Origin of the sequence: Affinundibacterium flavidum (assembly GCF_014284175.1) — a bacterium.
Lineage (GTDB): Bacteria > Pseudomonadota > Gammaproteobacteria > Burkholderiales > Burkholderiaceae_D > Undibacterium > Undibacterium flavidum.
Window position 1 is genome coordinate 148,797 of the sequence record NZ_JACOGA010000004.1, and the last position, 19,598, is coordinate 168,394.

8 protein-coding genes are annotated in these 19,598 nt (G+C 47.0%); 2 read left to right on the plus strand and 6 right to left on the minus strand.

What is annotated here, in order from left to right; all coding sequences use genetic code 11:
* Positions 1–155: 155 nt before the first annotated feature.
* Positions 156–1,628, plus strand: coding sequence for an Asp-tRNA(Asn)/Glu-tRNA(Gln) amidotransferase subunit GatB (gene gatB, locus H8K55_RS05550; protein WP_186941087.1), 1,473 nt, complete (start codon positions 156–158; stop codon positions 1,626–1,628).
* A gap of 113 nt (positions 1,629–1,741) precedes the next feature.
* Here the strand turns inward: gatB and H8K55_RS05555 are convergent, their stop codons facing one another.
* From H8K55_RS05555 to H8K55_RS22130, 6 genes are all read right to left on the minus strand, one after another.
* Positions 1,742–3,091, minus strand: coding sequence for a TolC family outer membrane protein (locus H8K55_RS05555; protein WP_186941088.1), 1,350 nt, complete (start codon positions 3,089–3,091; stop codon positions 1,742–1,744).
* Positions 3,092–3,093: 2 nt separating this feature from the next.
* Positions 3,094–4,449, minus strand: coding sequence for an HlyD family type I secretion periplasmic adaptor subunit (locus H8K55_RS05560; RefSeq protein WP_230408492.1), 1,356 nt, complete (start codon positions 4,447–4,449; stop codon positions 3,094–3,096).
* A gap of 2 nt (positions 4,450–4,451) precedes the next feature.
* Positions 4,452–6,275, minus strand: a complete 1,824-nt coding sequence (locus H8K55_RS05565) for a type I secretion system permease/ATPase (protein WP_186941089.1) — start codon at positions 6,273–6,275, stop codon at positions 4,452–4,454.
* A gap of 332 nt (positions 6,276–6,607) precedes the next feature.
* Entirely contained in the window at positions 6,608–8,128 is a 1,521-nt protein-coding gene (locus tag H8K55_RS05570) for a class I SAM-dependent methyltransferase (protein WP_186941090.1), read from the minus strand.
* A gap of 247 nt (positions 8,129–8,375) precedes the next feature.
* On the minus strand, positions 8,376–8,981 hold the full coding sequence (locus H8K55_RS05575; RefSeq protein WP_186941091.1) for a calcium-binding protein: 606 nt from the start codon (positions 8,979–8,981) through the stop codon (positions 8,376–8,378).
* A gap of 391 nt (positions 8,982–9,372) precedes the next feature.
* The gene (locus H8K55_RS22130; protein ID WP_329605000.1) at positions 9,373–9,987 is read right to left on the minus strand and encodes a calcium-binding protein; all 615 of its coding nucleotides are present in this window, start codon (positions 9,985–9,987) and stop codon (positions 9,373–9,375) included.
* Positions 9,988–11,512: 1,525 nt separating this feature from the next.
* Here H8K55_RS22130 and H8K55_RS05585 point away from each other — a divergent pair.
* Complete coding sequence (locus H8K55_RS05585) at positions 11,513–19,225, plus strand: DUF4347 domain-containing protein (protein ID WP_186941093.1); 7,713 nt, start codon at positions 11,513–11,515, stop codon at positions 19,223–19,225.
* Positions 19,226–19,598 lie beyond the last annotated feature (373 nt).

The following is a 19,598-nucleotide window of genomic DNA, read 5'->3' on the forward strand; positions in this document are numbered from 1 at the left end:
TGAGCAGCGCGGGTTTCACCCGCCCTAGAATACTAAGTTTGCACGACCGAAACCCATCCCCACCCTAGCCCTCCCCTTGAAGGGGAGGGGACGTGGCAGTAGGTAACGGTAGGCTGCATCTGCCTTACAAAAAAATATGAATTTAAGGATTTATTATGCAATGGGAAGTCGTCATCGGTTTTGAGACGCACGCACAGCTCAAAACCAACTCTAAAATTTTTAGTGGTTCGTCCATACAATTCGGCGCGGAACCGAATACCCAAGCTAGCCCGGTTGATCTGGCTTTGCCTGGCGTCTTGCCAGTGATGAATAAGGGTGCAGTAGAAAAAGCGATTCAATTTGGTTTGGCGGTTGGCGCGACCATCGCACCAGAATCTATCTTTGCACGCAAAAATTATTTCTACCCTGATCTGCCTAAAGGCTATCAAATCAGTCAGTTTGAAATCCCGGTAGTGCAAGGCGGCACCATCACTTGCGTGGTTGAGAAAGACGGTAAGTCTGAAGTCAAAGTCATAGAACTCACCCGCGCGCATTTAGAAGAAGACGCTGGTAAATCTCTGCACGAAGATTATCAAGGCATGACCGGTATCGATCTCAATCGCGCTGGCACGCCGCTGCTAGAAATCGTCACTGAACCGGTGATGCGTAGTGCGGCGGAAGCGGTAGCGTATGCCAAAGCTTTGCACTCCTTAGTCATGTGGCTCGATATCTGTGATGGCAATATGCAAGAAGGTTCCTTCCGTTGCGACGCCAATGTCTCGGTGCGTCCGGTCGGTCAAAAAGAATTCGGCACGCGCTGCGAAATCAAGAATTTAAACTCTTTCCGCTTCCTGGAAGAAGCTATTAATATCGAGGTGCGTCGTCAAATCGAATTGATAGAAGACGGCGGCACCGTGGTGCAAGAAACCCGTTTGTACGATCCAGATCGTAAAGAAACGCGTTCTATGCGCAGTAAAGAAGATTCACAAGATTATCGTTATTTCCCTGATCCGGATTTGCCACCATTGCGCATCAGCCGCGAATGGGTAGAACAAGTGCGCAGCACCATGCCTGAACTGCCGACTGCAATGCGTGAGCGTTTTATCGCGCAATATGATTTGTCCGATTACGATGCAATGATCGTCACCCAATCAAAAGCGATGGCAGCGTATTTCGAGGCTGCAATTGCGGCATCACCTGCGGGCGACAAAGCTGCGCAAGCCAAGCAAATAGCCAATTGGTTGATGGGCGATGTTTCATCCACGTTGAATCGCGAAAGCATGGACATCACCAGCATTCCAGTGAATGCCGCGCAACTTGCTTTGTTATTACAACGCATCGCCGATGGCACGATTTCCAATAAAATCGCGAAGGAAGTTTTCGCCGCGATGTGGCAAGCACCATCTGCCGATGTCAATCTGGCGGATCAGGTGATCGATGCTAAAGGCCTCAAACAAATTTCCGATGTCGGCGCACTGGAAAAAATCATCGATGAAGTGATGGCAGCGAATCAACAATCGGTCGACGAATATCGTGCCGGCAAAGAAAAAGCGTTTAATGCACTCGTCGGCCAAGCGATGAAGGCGACTAAGGGCAAAGGTAATCCGGCGCAGGTGAACGAATTGCTGAAAAAGAAATTGGCGGGATAAACACACTCTCTACCAATACACACAGTGCACAAAACGCACAAAAAAACAGGACGCATGAAAATCATGCGTCCTGTTTTTTATTCCCATCAGAACAGATGGCTTATGCGTCGATATCAGTCCGCACTAAAAAAACTAGCAACGGTTTGCAGATCATCTAGGTTAGCTGTTCCTGCTGTAACTTTGAGTTTCACAAAGCTAGACAAATAGCTGTAACGCGCTTGTGCTAAATCTCGCTTAGTAGATACTAATTGTTGCTGAGCACCGAGCAAATCCAAATTGATACGCACGCCACCTTTGACACTTTGCTTAGTCGCCTCCACCAACTGGGTTGCTGAGCTTACTGAGTTTTGTAAAGCAGCAATTTTTGCGACACTGCTTTTTAAGCCATTGTATTGTTTACGCAATTCATTCATCACACGATTACGCACATTTTCCAAATCAGCCAGCGCTTTTTCTTTCTGCGCTACGGCTTGTTTGGAAGTCGCATTTACATATCCGCCAGAATAAATCGGAATCACAAGCTGTACACCAACAGAGCGAACATTATTATCTTGCTGCAAGGTTGTAATCGTTTCTGATTTTCCGTGGTTATAGTTGGCACTTAAGTCCAAACGCGGAGCATGTCCGGCACGACTTTTTGCGATCTCTTGTTCGGAAATTTCAACGCTCAATTGAGCGGCCGCCAACTCAGGATTGTTCGCCGTTGTAATCGAACGCCACGACTCAAAATCACCGTCAATCAGATACGAATATTCAGCGCCTTCTCGCAAGTTATCTAGGCTGGTAATGTCCATGCCAATGATGGCAGTTAAGGTATTACGCGCATTAAATAAATTGTCTTCTGCTTCCAAAATCACGGCTTCCGCGACGTCCAATTTTGCCTGGGTTTCAAGCATATCGGTTCTCGTGCCTTCGCCTTTTTCAAACAGGCGTTGATTCAATTTGCGTTGCTCGGCATAAGAATCACGTTGCGCCTTGAACAGGTTTAATTGATCCTCTGCGAACTTCGCTTCAACATATGCCGTCAAAACGCGTGACATCAGTTCTTTACTACGAGCATCAAATTGCGCAGCACTGTATTTCGTTTGGACTACACCCTGCTTAAAACGGGCATAACTATCCAAATTAAACAAAGTCTGACGAACCGAAACGCTTTTGCTGGTACTGAGATAATCCAAATTGCTTCTGGTAACGCCGAAAAGGTTAGGTGGACTAACCGATTCGCCTTTATTACGGGTAAGCGAATAGCCATACTGCGCTTGCGGCAATAATCCAGCGCGACCTATCACTTCATATTGTTTACCCAAATCATTATCGGCCTTAGCACTACGATGCTGAGGATCATTTTGCAATGCCGCCTGGTAAGCTTGAATTAAGCTAATCGCACTTGCCGGTTGCGCGTGTATCAAGATACAAGCGCAGGCTCCTGAAATGAGGCTAAGACGAAAAGGTAGTTTGAACATAATTACTCTTCCTTCATCGAAGAATGGACGCGATCAAGTACAGGTTTCATTAAGTAATTCATCATCGTACGCTCACCCGTTTTGACTGTCATATCGGCTGGCATACCAGGACGAATTTGCAAATGACCGAGCATTTTGACGCCAGCAGGAGCGACCGCAACTTTAATTTTGTAAAATGGCTGACCAGTACGTTCTTCAATTGTACGGTCGGCGGACACTTGCTTCACAATACCCGGAATATGCGGTGTCGTGTTCGTGTTAAATGCGGAGAAAATGATATCCACACCTAAGCCGACATGCACTTTGTCGATCAGATGCACTGGCAATTGACCTTCAACAATCAACATATCATCAGCAGGGACTACCTCAAGCAATTTAAAGCCACTACCAACAACTGCACCTACGGTAAACACGTTGAGTCCCGTCACAATGCCATCTACAGGTGATTTGACGTCGACATTTTTCAACTCATAATCCAAAGCTTTCAAGCGATTCAACAAGGCTTCAGCTTCTTTCTGTGTATCCGACAATTGGCTACGAACTTCACGTTGGTATTCTTGCTGACGCTGCCCTTTACGCAAATTTAACTCGGCGATCTGACGTCCGACGCGACCGATGGTGCCGATATCTTCGGAAACCGCACCTGTCACTTGAGAATAAGTACGCTCAAGATCTAATAAACGACTTCTCGCAACATAACCGTCTTTGGATAAATCGCGCAAATTATCTAGCTGTTCTTTCAAGAACGAAATTTGCTGCTTTTTATTTTGCATGGACTCTTCCAAACTCTTTAACTGAATTTGAGCACCTGCAATATTCTCATCAAACGCCGCCATTTCGTTACGCAATGCGCCTGTACGAGCACTGAAAAGCTGTTGTTGCAACAGCATGCTATCGGCCACATGTGGGTCTGACTTTGCCGCCAGCAATTCTTTAGGAAAGACGACAGAAGATGCGTTGTCACGCTCAGATTTAAGGCGTGACTCGGTAGCGATTGCGGTATACCACTGCACGCGGCTTACCTCGGCATTCGATTTCGCTGACACGCTATTCATCTTCACCAGCACTTGCCCTGCTTTAACAACGTCACCGTCACTCACTAAGATTGCATCGACCGTACCGCCAGCCTGATGCTGTATCACTTTACGATTGCCGGAAACAGCAACCGTGCCACTAAGTGCGACGCCTTTGTCCAGCGGTGCAAATGAAGCCCAGATGAAGAAGCCAAGTACACCTACTAAAACAATCATCCAGCCAAGACGTGCATAGCTGCCAGCATCGGTCGCGACATCAATTTCTTCAGCCTCATGAGGGACAACATCTGTCACGTCATTTTTTTTCATTAAAGCGTTATTCATAATTAATCCTGTTTAGCCTCTTCAAGGTCAGCATCCGCATCTTCCGCTTCTATTCGCGCTTGCGTATCTGCTGGCGGCGTTGCGGGAGCTTGCGATTTCTGTGCTATTAATTGTTGTGCCTGCGCTTGTTGCGCTTGTTGACTTGCCTGTGCCAGCGCTTGCAATACTTGTTCACGTGGTCCAAATGCCTGCGCAGTTCCATCGTTCAACAGCAACAATTTTGTCGTTGCACTCAATACTGTCGTTCTATGCGTAATCAAGACTATCGTTTTACCGCGTTCACGCAAATCATTAATCGCCGCGACCAAGGCTTGTTCACCGACATCATCCAAATTCGAGTTTGGCTCATCCAGTACCAACAAAGACGGATCGTCATACATAGCACGCGCCAGTCCTATCCTTTGTTTTTGACCACCGGATAAACCTGCACCGCCATCACCTAAAATCGTGTCGTAACCTTTGGCGAAGTGCAGAATCATTTCATGCACACCTGCACGTTTTGCTGCCTGAATGACTTTTTCAGAATCGACAGTACCGAAGCGCGCGATATTATCGGCAACTGTTCCGCCAAATAATTCGATATCTTGCGGTAAGTAACCGACGTGGCTACCCAATTGATCTTTACTCCACTGATAAATATCTGCGCTATCCAAACGCACCTTACCAACCGCAGCAGGCCAAACGCCGACTAACAATCTAGCCAATGTTGATTTACCTGCACCAGAAGGTCCGATAATACCGAGCACATCGCCAGGTTGTAATGCAAATGAGAGCGCTTTGATAATCGCGACTGGTGAGCCTGGAGGCGCAGCTGTGACGCCTTCGACCGCCAAGTGACCTTGTGGCTTAGGCAATTCCATACCTGGGTTACGCGGAGGATTATTTGCCAGCAATTGATTTAAGCGTTCGTAAGCACCCTTCACAGAGCTCCATTGCTTCCACACACCAATCAATTGATCGATTGGACCAGTCGCTTTACCTAACAAGATGGAGCCAGCAATCATCATCCCCGGTGAAACCTTACCTTCGATGACCAAGATTGCACCCAGACCGAGCACCAAGGATTGCACGGATACGCGCACAAACTTACTTAATGCCGTCACAATTCCAGACTTCTCACTCGCTTCTGCTTGCAGTTGCAAAAAACGCCCATGCAATTTGTACCAACGTGCCATCAAATTTGGCAACATACCCATCGCCTCGATCACTTCTGCATTGCGCAAATTATTCGTGGCGAGAGTGGTAGAAGAAATCGCCATCGCATTTGCTTCGGCTAAAGGTTGTTTTGAAACGCGTTCATTGATATACGCGAGCAAAACCATAATCGCCACCGCGCACAAAGCAAACAAGCCCATGTACATGTCAAACATAAAAATGACGAACAGGTAGAACGGAAACCAAGGCGCGTCAAAAAATGCGAAGAGGCCATTACCGGTCAAGAATTGACGAATAGTAGTCAAGTCTTGCAAGGATTGCCCCGCATTGCCACCACCACGTTTCAAGTTTTGCTCAAATGCAGCGGTATAAATACGCTTGTTAACTTGCATATCGAGTTTGGTACCGACGCGTATCAATACAAAGCTACGGATAAATTCCAGCGCGCTCATAAATGCATAAGCACCCAGTATCAATAAACTGAGCATTAACAAGGTCATTTCATTACGACTTTGCAATACGCGATCATAGACTTGCAACATGTACAATGATGGAGCCAACATCAATAAATTGATGATGGCACTAAACACACCGATTGTAATAAATGTACTTTTGAACGAGGTCAAAAGAGAAATTATTTCATTTCTTGGGAGTTGTGAATTTGATTTCATAAACCATTTCAGCACATCATCGTGCCCTTGAGATCCAACGAAAAAACGGATTAAACGCGCTAGCGAAAGCCTTCACGCAAAAAACCACTCGACTTCTACAGCATATTATCGTCTGCCTGACGCATCAAAAATGTGATGAACGTCACATTTTCAACATCGTAACATAGCATTCTTAAAATACCAACCGATTTCATAATCCGATACTTCCTTGGATTATGAAGGCCAAATAAGCACCATTCGGGTAGATTCAAAAGACGAAAAAAAAGATGTGCAAGCCTATGCACATCTTTCTTAACGCTATGAATTAGATAATATTAGATAATATTAAGTGTTTAGATCGCTTTAACTGATTTGAAAAAAGGCACCCTTATCTCTACCCAAGTCTTAACCAGTCCATCCACAATTTGATTTTGTGTTGCGGCATCGAATATGGGGGCACCATCTTTCAACAAACTACGACCAAGACGTTTCAATACCTCAGGAAGCGCCTTGTTCCACTGACTTGTAGGAACATCCGTCAGTGTCAAATGCATCAATACCCAATCAACTTCTCCCATCGCAATCGCGGTACCGACCACTGGCAATGGAAGGTATTTATAAGGTGCGCCAGCCAGTACGGCTTCGGTCAACTTGATGGTAATCTGACGTCCAGATGCGTCTGCATTGGTAAGTGGCATTAAGTAATTTGAATGCACCATCAGCGTTACAGTGGACTGAACAGCTTGACGCTCCGCAGGATCGGTCAAACGCGCCATCAATTCAGAGATACTGGCACCAGCAATACCCGCATCTTTAACGAATTGCAATAAGGGCAGATAAATTTCAGGCTTACCTGAAATAGTTAAGATGCCGCCTTTAATTTCAAATGGTGCTCCTTCTTCAGGGAGCTTCATCATCGGATTAAACACAAAGCGTGTTTCGTTGATGAACTTAGTCTTCTCGTGTGTCCAAAATTTATTTCCGCCTTTGACATAAAGATCACGACGGAAACTCTGGTTCAATGCGTAGTCACGTAATTGTTCACGCATCGTCACACTCTCTTGCGTGAATAACCAGTCTTTCAAATCTTTAGGCAAAAGCGCATCAAAACACTCGGGCAATGTCGCAGTGCCCAAATAATTCAATTTAACATTCGCCATATCACCTATCATTTGACTAACAAAGAGAGGTTCCCAAAACTCGTTATTGTATTCTTGCAGCAAGTAGCTAGTATCTTGCACTTTCATATTTTGAAAACGCGCTTCCATACCCGGCAAAGCTTTAAGAATCGAAGGTGCCAATGTGCGCAAACTATCAATATCAGCAGTCGCTGCTTCAATCGCGAGCTTGCCTGACTTCGATTTTTGCTCCAACAATACCAAGTGCTGGAAAGGAATCATGCTTAACCAGCCAGGTAAAGTGTTGTAGCTATTGTAGAAAATTCCACCCGGCTTTAACACTTGACCGATCAATTTAAACAGCGCGTTTCGCACGACAGGCGCAATCCAAGTACTAATACCGTGGCAGACGGCGTAATCAAATTCGCCCAGAGACGCCGGATCTTCCGCCAAGCGAATGAAGTCGCCTTCAATAAAACGGACATTTTGAACACCACAACGCTCGGCCAAACCACGGGCATGGGCAATATGTTCAGGTAAGAAATCGATACCAACAAATTCAGAATCTGGATGGCAAATGGCGGCGATAATTAAATTGTAGCCTTGACCGCAGCCCGCATCGAGGTAACGGAATCCTTGCAAATTGGTGCGATGATCTTGCAACTTGGCCGCCCAATGCAGACGCCAGGGCATGGTCTCAGGATAAAATCCGTAGGTATATCCACTGTCTGCGAAATAGCCGTGTTTCCAGTTCAAAATGTTGCTCCTTTTGATGTTATTTAGATCATTTTCAGAATTTTTTGATCTCAGCAGTGTAGCAGAGCTATAAGCCATCCTCTAAATTTTCACTGACAGTTCAACAACAATTCAGCCGAATACCTCTTCGCAGCTGTTCACAATCAATCACAAAAATCGCAAACCCAAAGAAAAAGGGACGATATGCAGTTCATATCGTCCCTATTATCTCTATTTCATTCAACCTAAATTTTGCCCAAAAAACCTATCAATCTGGGGCTATTACATAGTGGGTAATAATATCGTTAAATAAGAGATCAGGTGCGCCCAATAATTTAGCGATCAAGACCGAACCTCCGGGCGCATTTCCGTTCTCATCCCAATACAAATTCCCAGTAGACCTATCATAAATTATTCTGTCATCTCCATCGTGTGCAACTGCACCATACCCAGAGACGAATGTTGACTCTGGCAGGTTCGCATTCCCAAATTCTGGGCCCAATATAGCGATAGCAATCAAATCCACTCCAGGCACATAATCAACGATTGTATCTACACTAGTTGCATCGAAACGTATAATCCCATGGTCCGTGGTGAGTCGAATATAAAAGAAATCCTTACCATACCCCCCAGCGAGAATATTATTACCAGCACCGCCAAACAAATAATCGTCACCATCTCCACCAAACAAGGAATCATTTCCCTTTTCGCCGTACAATACGTCAGTACCCAATCCACCATAGAGCCTGTCATTGCCATCCCCGCCACTCAGGGAATCTTCTCCAGCGCCACCATAGAGGGTATCATCTAAGGCGGTACCTAATAAATAATCATTATTATCTGTACCGTACTGTGTACGCGAAATTTTTGCCATTATCACTCTCCCTGAATCGCTCTTAATTGCAACAACAATAACAAGGAAGTTATTGTTGAAAATTTTATTTATTTCAATTTGCTATCTTAATGAATGGCGCTATAGAGTCAAACGATATCGTCAAATACTGCGCCAGCACGGCCTCACGACCCTCATTTGTAGGAAACTCGCGACAGACGCCGGAATTTCATAGAGATTGCTTGAGTAAAATCTTCCACCGTGGCAATGAAGTATGAAGTAATTAAGACGACCATCTCGCCTCAAGAAATCAATCCCAATATTATGTACAAATAAGCTACTTACCACCTCAAAGAAAAAGGGATGATAGCTAAGTTCATATCATCCCTTCTGTCCATCTGCCCCGATCAAATGTATCAAGGCACTAAAAAAATCAAGTCTGTGCAGTCACGTTGAACGCATAGATATCTGTATATTGCAAGTTAGGTGCACCAAGTAATTTTGCAATCAATACAGATCCTCCAGGCGCATTTCCATTGTCATCCCAGTACAGATTCCCAGTTGACCTGTCATAAATTAACCTGTCGTCTGCATCATGCGCAACTGCACCATAGCCAGAGACAAATGCTGATTCAGGGAGATTCGCCGGCCCATCACTCACTAAGCTCAATACACCAATAAAAAATTTATCCACACCGGGCACATAGTCGACGATCGTATCAACACTATTTGGCTCAAAATGACCAGAACCAAAAAAGAGCGTTGAGTCTATTCGTAACAAAAATAAGTCCATGTCGTAGCCACCGGCAAGAATATTATTGCCAGCACCGCCAGCCAAAATATCGATACCATCTCCACCAAATAAAGAATCATTTCCCTTGCCACCGGACAAAAAGTCGGTGTCCAAACCACCGTATAGCCTGTCATTACCATCGCCACCAGCAATGTAGTCTTCTCCCGCACCGCCATAGATAGTATCGTCTAAGGCTGTACCCAACATCTCATCATCGCCATCAGTGCCGTACTGTGTTCTTGATATTTTTGCCATGCCGAACCCCTTTTTCATTTTCGAAAATAAATTCTTTGTCGCGATTAATTATCTTAGAGTGTTTCGATCCAGATTCAAGCAATTTAAGTGACTTACAACATAAAAATGTGGAACATCGTATTCACTGTCTCAAACGAACGACAAATCTAATCATGTTTACGGACAAAAAAAGGATGGCTATGACAAGGCCATCCCTACTTTCAATTCACATCAATGATTCAAGACCTGTCACCTTTTCGTTGCTCATTGCCCCGCTGGTACCTCAAGAATCAAAATGTCAGACAATTATTTAATCCAGTACATCCAATTATAATGACGATAAAAACGCAAGCGCATCCCCAGTAAAAAGAGAACGTCCACGTTTTTTGTACGTAAATATGTATCGCCTGATCATAGCCCAGGAAGGCATCCACAAATCGCCCGAACCTTTGCAATGCAATGGCTCGATTGATGTAGGATTCTGCGCGATCAGGTTGAAATGAAGAGCCAGATCAAAACTAGACAATGCTTCTTCAAAGCAAACTAGTTCTTGCAATACTATGCCGCGATTGGAATAACATTCCGCGTAGTCTGGCTGTATCTGGATTGCTTGATCGTAACTCAATTAGGCTTCATCGAAACGCTCGATCTCTTGTAAAACATTGCCTCGGTTCGAGTATGCTTGCGCATAATCGGAATTGATACCTATCGCCAACTCATAACTAGGCGCTTGAGTTCTTTTAGCTCATTCCCACGATTCGAATAGCACCCTGCGTGCCGAAGATTGATGCGAGATACCTTGGACAACGATTCAAGCGCTAGCGCAAATTGTTGAAGTTGTGCGGACAAGGTTGCCGACAAATACAGTGCATCAAAATGATCTGCCTGCATCTCGAGCACGCGTTCGCAAATTTTTGGCGATTGCGGGTATTTGGTTTGCTGCTGCAACACCACAGGTTGTTGAATCAACTCCATCAACTGTATTTTTTGTGTCGAAATTTCGACCGAAGAAACCGCTAGGTAAGCTACTTGGTGAACATAAAATGAGACGAACTACTAGAGTCAATTAGTCTATGCTGCACAAGCGACCGAGCGCAAGATTGCTTGACATCAAAGTGATGAAACTACGCATAATTACGCTGGCTGAGGCCTCATTGCCTAGATTACCCCAATCGCACGATACTCATAGTCTACCGCGTCGGTGCACACAACCCACTCAGGCTCATTTCATCAATTTTGGGACGAATACTTCCTCCCTTGTCGCGCACTACAAGTAAACACAACAACTTCTGCATCTGTTTTGCGTAAGTCACAAATTACATCATTGCATCCATTTTTTACATGTAATTAAATGTTTTTTCCAATTTTTACATGTCAATCAAAAATATCAAAGACATTCGCAAGTTTTATCTTCCTAGTAAGAAATTTTACTATTTCCGCACGGATATAGATTTTGATGGGCACATATTTTGCGTATGGATTCAGAGTTCATCCATTTTGTGGCTGCAATCGCCCTTACATTACTTTCCCTTTGAAGGAATCGCCCATGTCTATTTTTACACCAGCGTCTATCGAAGACAGCCGCATCCAATCTACTAGTGCCAACGGCATAGCGCCTGTCACTAGAAAAGAAATCGCCTTCATTGCCAATAATGTGCAAGATTACGCGAGCCTCATTGCCTCGCTAAAATCCAACGTTGAGGTGCATGTCCTAGACTCTACACAAAATGCATTAGAACAAATCGCAAGCATTCTGGCGCATCGCGGCAATATTGATGCTATCCACTTAATCACACATGGCTCAAATGGGGTGATCGATTTGGGCAACGCACAACTGAATACCAGCAATTTATCGCAATATGACGCGACCCTCAATTCGATCAAAAGCAGTTTAAATAACCAGGCGGATGTCCTGATTTACGCTTGCGATGTCGCAGAAAATACGGAGGGCCTTGCATTTATCCAAGCGCTGTCAGTCAAGTTAGATGCAGAAATCAGCGCCTCGAATGATTTAACTGGCAATCAGGCTTTGGGTGGGAATTGGATCTTAGAAAAATCCACAGGCGCAATTGAAACCGCCTCGCCATTTGATCAGGCAAAACTTCTTTCCTATCAATTTGCATTGGCCGCACCAACCATAGGCGGCACAGCGGCGGGTCAAACCGTACATGACATCGGCACGATCAAACCATTCGCCAATGTGACGATTAACGACGCCGATGGTGGTGCCACTGAAACCGTAACGATCACTCTCGATACTGCCGCAAAAGGTGTCTTTACCGCAGCTTCGCTAACGGCCTCAGGTTTTTCTACATCGAATGGCGGCTTGAGCTACACCCATGCTGCCGCTAGCCCTGCAACAGTGCAAGCGGCGATCCGCCAACTAGTGTTTGACCCAGCCGATAACCGGGTGGCCACTGGCAGCACGGAAACCACCACTTTCACGATCGGCGTCAACGATGGCAACTCAGGTGTGGTGAACAATAGTACGACAACGGTCATTTCGGCTTCCGTTGATTACGTTCAAAAAACCTTCTCACCAGCCATGAATGGTCTTAGTGTACGTCCAGGCGGAACGAGTTTTACCTGGACTTACTCATCTATTTTTGATTCAGGCTTCTACGATGTAGTCGCGTTTGGTTGGATATTAACCCGTGGTAGTTTTCAATACAGCACCAATGGCGGTTCAACCTGGATTGACTATGTTGACACCTCCAAGGCCAACGGCAATACTGGCCCCGTGAATTTTATCGAGACCGCAGGAACAACCTGGCGCTATGTCGATCACAATTTAACGAACACACCAGCAACTGAAACCGTCGGATATACCTATCGCGCTACAGAGGGTGGTGGCACCACAGGGGCAGGACTATTTCTGTCCATCGATCTGGCACCCACTGACATCAGCACCAACAACATCTATGTACTAACCAACTCCACTACCGGTACCGCGTTCGCTACACTAGCACCGACCGATACAGGCGATACCAACTACGGTTTATGGCAAATTGATAGCCAATCGAATGCGAATTTATTTACACTGGTTTCAAACAATAACGGCAGCAATGGTATCAACACAGCGGCGGTCAAAATTGGCTCAGGAACATTACCCGCGGTAGGGCAAACGGCCACCCTCACCGCACATTATTACGATATTTATCAACACAATAGCAACGGCACACCACTGGCTGGTGAAGGCATTTCGAAACAATTCACCTTCCATGTGGTCGATGATCAATCGAGGGAATTTGATTTTTCAAATGATATCAACACCAGCACTACTGCGGCCAATAGCCAACTGCGCCCTACAATTACCACACTCAGCAATGGTAATTTTGTCGCCGTCTGGCAATCCGACGGTCAGGGTGAAGCCACAGGCAAAAATGGGATTTACGCGCAAATTTATACCGAAGCGGGTGTCGCCGTCGGCTCAGAGTTTGCAATTACGGTTGCCGCCAATGGCACTGATGACATCACACCAGTCGTCACGGCACTCGGCTCTGGTCGCTTTGCAGTCGCGTACACGACTGATGGTACGTCCACAGATATCGCGGTCCGCTTCGTCGCGGCGAACGGCACCATAGAAGGCGAAGTGATTGCCAACACTACGGTAACGGATGCGCAAGTGACGCCAACAATTACCACACTCTCTGATGGCAATGTTCTGGTAGCTTGGGTCACAACAGAAACGGTGCAAGAAATTCATGCACAAAAATTCAACCCTACCACCCGAGCCAAAATCGGTGGCGAGATCACTATTTTCACAGATGATCCAGTTACCCCGGTGGGCGTGGCAAACCCCACAATTACCGCACTTGCTGGCGGTGAATACGTAACGGCTTGGGGCGATGGCAATGGCAACGTCAATGCCGTGCGCAGTGCAGCGCCATCCACGATTATTTCAGTGTCGACCGATGCTAGCGCGTTTTCTGTCGATACGGGTTTCCCGTTACCGCGCATCACGACCTTAACCAACGGTAGTTTTGTGATCGCCTGGGACAGTGCGGCGAATGACACTGTGAACTATCTGCGTTCTGATATTTTCTTCCAACGCTTTTCCAGTGCTGGTGCCAAGTTAGGTAGTATTACCCAAGCCAACGTCGACCCCGCCAGCAATTCACTTAAATACGAAGCCTCGATTGCCGCTTCATCAGACGGCGGCTTCATCATCACCTGGCAATCTGATTTAGGTGACTACGATCAAAATGGTATTTTTGCGCGACGCTTTAACTCCTCCGGCGTCGCTGCCGAAGCCAGTGAGTTTGAAATCAATCAATATCGTAAAGGTGACCAAAATTCACCTGCCGTCACCGCACTCTCTTCTGGCAAATTTGCCGTGGTCTGGGTCGACAATGACTCCGATGGAGCAGGCAATGCTGGCATTGAAGGCCGTGTCTTACTATCGACTGCAACCAATCCAGCGGTCGTGACTTCAGTCAGCGCAACGACTGCTGATGGCGTCTATAAAGCGGGCGACATCATTGACATTACGATCGTGTTTGATAAAGCGGTCGATGTAACAGGCGTACCAAAATTAACTTTGGAAACAGGTGCAACCGATCGTTTAGCGAGTTACGCAAGTGGCACGGGCACCAATACCTTACACTTTACTTACACGGTGCAGGCGGGCGACACTTCGGCCGATCTCAACTATTATGATGCCTCGGCATTAGGCCTGTCTGGCGGCACGATCAAAAATGCGAATGATGTCACTGACGCTGATCTCGACTTGCCAGCGACCAATGCAGCCGCCTCACTGGGAGGTGGCAAAAGCATAGAGATAGACACAACAGCGCCAAGCACCACCATTGCAACAGCCTCACTGAGCGCAGATACTGGTATCTCAGGAACCGACTTCATTGCCAATACCGGAACCCAGACCATTGGCGGTACACTCAGTGCCAATCTGGCATCGGGCGAAACCGTCGAAGTGTCCGTCGATAATGGTTCTACGTGGAGCGATGCCTCGGCCTCAGTAGGAAGCAAGGCCTGGTCTATTAATAAAACACTGACCGGCAGCAATACCATCAAAGTCAAAGTCAGCGACACCGCAGGGAATGATGGCACTGTCTATTCACACAGCTATGTAATCGACACCACGGCGCCGACAACAACCATCGCCACTATGGGTCTATCAGATGATCATGGCGTTTCAACGACCGATTTCATTACCGACACCGCAATCCAAACAATTTCAGGCACCTTAAGTGCAGGCATCGCCGCTGGCGAAATTGTCAAAGTGTCGGTCAATAATGGCTCCACATGGGCAATCGCTACCACCACCTTAGGCAGCAAAAATTGGACGATCGATACGACGATCGTTGGCAGCAATACCATCAAAGTCAGCGTAGATGACACTGCGGGTAATTCAGGCACAATGGCATCGCAAGCCTACGTTTTGGATACCACAGCGCCGACTAAAACAATCGCCAGTGCTCAGTTTTCAGTCGATAACGGCGTATCGAATTCCGACTTTATTACCAACACGGCCAACCAAACCATCTCAGGCACGCTCAATGTCAATATCGCCAGCGGTGAACGCGTTGAAGTCTCCATCGATAATGGCGCAAGCTGGTCGGATGCCACGACGACAGTAGGGCAAAGTAGCTGGACTATTGACAAAACCTTAAGCGGCAGCAATACGCTAAAGGTCAGAGTGTCTGACACGGCGGGTAATAGTGGTACGACGTATTCACAAGCTTATGTACTCAACACAGTGGCACCGACCACCACCATCGCCACGGCCGGCCTTTCCTCAGATACTGGTATCTTATCGAACGACTTCATTACCCAAACGGCCGCGCAGACAATTTCAGGAACGCTCAGTGCAGTACTGGGAGCAGACGAACTTGTTGAAGTATCGATTGATAATGGCGCGACATGGGACGATGCCACGGCAACAGTAGGCACTAAAGCCTGGACGATAGATAAAACGCTGAGTGGCACAGATACGATCAAAGTAAAAGTCAGTAACACCGCTGGCAATAATAGTACAGTCTATTCACATACCTACACCATTGACGCCACAGCGCCGACCAATACTAATGCAACGATGACGTTGTCCGACGATTATGGTATTTCATTGACCGATTTCATCACCAATACCGGAGATCAGACGATTTCTGGCATGTTAAGCGCCAACCTTGCGGCAGATGAAAGTGTCGAAGTCTCAATCAACAATGGCAGCACGTGGACAAACGCAACATCCACTACTGGCAGTAAAGCTTGGACAATCAATAAAACACTCTCTGGCAATGACACGATCAAGGTGCGAGTCACCGATGCTGCAGGTAACAACGGCACAGCCGCAAGCAAAGCCTATGTCATTGACACTACAGCTCCAACAAAAACGATTGCCACTGCACAGTTTTCGGCCGACAGCGGCGTTTCCGATTCAGATTTCATTACCAATACCGCCAATCAAACCATTTCTGGCACGCTCAATACGACCATCGCCAGCGGCGAACGAGTCGAAGTCTCTATTAACAACGGCAGCACGTGGGTGGACGCAACGACTTCAGTTGGTGCGAACACTTGGACTATCGACAAAGTCTTAAGCGGCAGCGGCACGCTCAAGGTTCGGGTCTCGGACACGGCAGGTAATAGCGGCACAGTGTATTCGCAGGCCTATGTACTGAACACCAATGCACCAACCACTACCATTTTCTCTACAAGCTTATCCGCGGACACGGGTATATTGTCGAACGACTTCATTACTAAAATCGCAGCACAGACCATTGCAGGAACGCTCAGTGCAAATCTGGCAGGCGATGAATTTGTCGAAGTCTCCATCAACAATGGCAGTACATGGACAAGTGCATCATCCACCATAGGCAGCAAAAACTGGTCAATAGATACAACCCTATCTGGCAGCGACACAATTCAAGTACGCGTCACCGACACTGCAGGTAACAGTGGCACGGTAGCAAGTAAAGCCTATGTGATTGATACAACAGCCCCAACCAAAACAATTGCCACTGCAATGTTTTCGGATGACAGCGGCCCATCCGATTCAGACTTCGTTACCAATACTGCCAACCAAACCATCTCAGGCACGCTCAATGCCAATATCGCTAGCGGCGAACGAGTTGAGGTCTCCATCGATAATGGCGCAAGCTGGTCAGATGCCACTACGACGGTAGGGCAAAGTACCTGGACTATCGACAAGACCTTAAGCGGCAACAGTACACTGAAGATCAGAGTGTCAGACACGGCGGGCAATAGTGGTACGACGTATTCACAAGCTTATGTACTCAACACGGTGGCACCGACCACCACCATCGCCACTGCCGGCCTTTCTGCCGATACTGGTACCTTATCGAACGACTTCATTACCAAAACCGCCGGACAGACAATTTCTGGAACGCTCAGTGCGACTCTGGGAGCGGACGAATTTGTTGAAGTGTCGATTGATAATGGCGCGACATGGAACAATGCGACGGCAACAGTAGGCACTAAAGCCTGGACGATAGATAAAACACTGAGTGGCACCGATACGATTAAAGTAGTCGTCAGCAATACGGCTGGCAACAGTGGTACCGTTCTGTCAAAAGCCTTCAAGATCGACACCACTGCACCAACGCTCACGATGAATAGCAATCTTCTGAGCATGAATGGTGGTCAGACTGCAACCCTGACTTTCAACTTTAGCGAAGATCCAAGTTCTAGCTTCTCGCTCAGCGATATCAGCGTAAGCGGCGGTAGCGTCAGCGCTCTCGCAGGTACGGGATTGCAACGCACGGCGACCTTTATACCGAGTAAAAGCGGCACTGCGAGCATCCAAGTCAGCACCGGAAAATACACCGATATCGCAGGCAACGACGGTAGCGGAGATCAAGTATCGATAGAAGTCCTCAATCGTGCCCCGAGCACCAGCAATCACACCAGTACTATCAATGAAGATGTCACCTACACATTCTCAACTGCTGACTTTAATTTCTCTGACTTAGATAGTGGCAATACCTTGCAATCGGTTTTGGTCACCACCTTACCGGGCGCTGGCGCTCTGACCTTAAATAGCAATCCAGTAACGCAAAATCAAACCATCAGCGCGCAGGATATCATCGCTGGACGCCTCAGTTTCACCCCTGTGGCAAATGCCAACGGCACTGCTTACGCAAACTTCGGATTTAAGGTCAGCGATGGAGAATCACTGTCAAATGCAGCGACTTGGTCGGTTAATGTTACTGCGGTCAATGATGCGCCAACCGGCACTGTGACCATCACTGGCAATCTGAACGTGGGGCAAGTACTGACTGCCATTAGCACCATCAGCGATCAAGATGGTATGGGGCCAATCACCTACACTTGGAGATCAGGCGGCTCATTAATCAAGGGCGTGACCGATGCAAACTTCACCTTACGCAGTATTGACGTGGGCAAGACAATTACGGTCAACGCAACATACATTGATCAGCAAATGAACATTGAAAATGTCTCCTCTGCTGCCACCGGCGTCGTTATCGACAATAATCACGCGCCAACGGGAACAGTGAACTTTACTGGCCTCAACAAGCAGGGAGAAACACTCGCGGCGACGAATACGCTGGCAGATATTGATGGCATGGGCACAGTCAGCTATCAGTGGCGTGCGAACGGTGTCAATATTGACGGCGCAACCAATCCAACTCTCACCCTAGGACAAGCGCAGGTGGGTAAGTACATTTCGGTGACGGCTATTTATCTGGATTTACTCGGCAACACCGAGCGGATCAACTCAGGTGCTAGTCCGGCGGTAATCAATGTCAACGATGCACCGACCGGTACGGTCAGTCTCATCGGTCAGGCAAAAGTCGGCCAAGTTTTGAGCGTCAACAGTACCGTCAATGACCTTGATGGGATGGGCACGGTTTATTATCGCTGGATGGCAGATGGTGTGAATATCAAAGGTGCGAGCTCTTCGAGCTACACGCTTAAGACTAGCGATGTGGGCAAGCAGATTACCGTCAAAGTTTATTACACCGATCTTGGCAACACCGAAGAGAGTGTAACTTCGGCACCGACGGCGGCGGTAGTATCCGCAGGCCTCTTTGCTTTTGCAGGGCCAGGCAGCAACGGCGGCACCATACCAACAAGTATCATCGCATCGTCATTCGGCGCAAACGATGCACATGACGCGTATTTCTACGGCAAACATTTTGGTGTTTTGGAAGCTGCATCTTACACGCCAGAATCCAACATTTTCACGGCGAATGAAGTAGCGCACTTGGTTCAAACTGACTTGATCGGTACGCATCATATCGCTGAAATTTATTTTTGATAGAGGTGCAAATTCGAATCTGAATTTGGATCTGAATTCGAATCGAAATTTGTCCTAAATTTGACCCAAGAATCAGCCTTGCAGGTTTACCTGCAAGGCTGTACTTTTTGCTGAAGGCAATTCCTTCTGCACTCGACTAAGCGTAACTACACAAGTCCTTCTAAAGCGTTAAGAAATAAGGAAGGCGATGTCACAGCGATGCCCGTCATTCCTGCGTAGGCAGGAATCTAGCGACGTTCGCTGATCAACAAAAACCACTCGACTCCTGCTGCCTACACAGGAGCGCCGGTTAATGGTTTTTGCCGCTTGCAGGACTGGTGTAGGTACCTATGCTTGATGGAAAGAACAAATTTAAGTTCGTGGTTCAATTTCA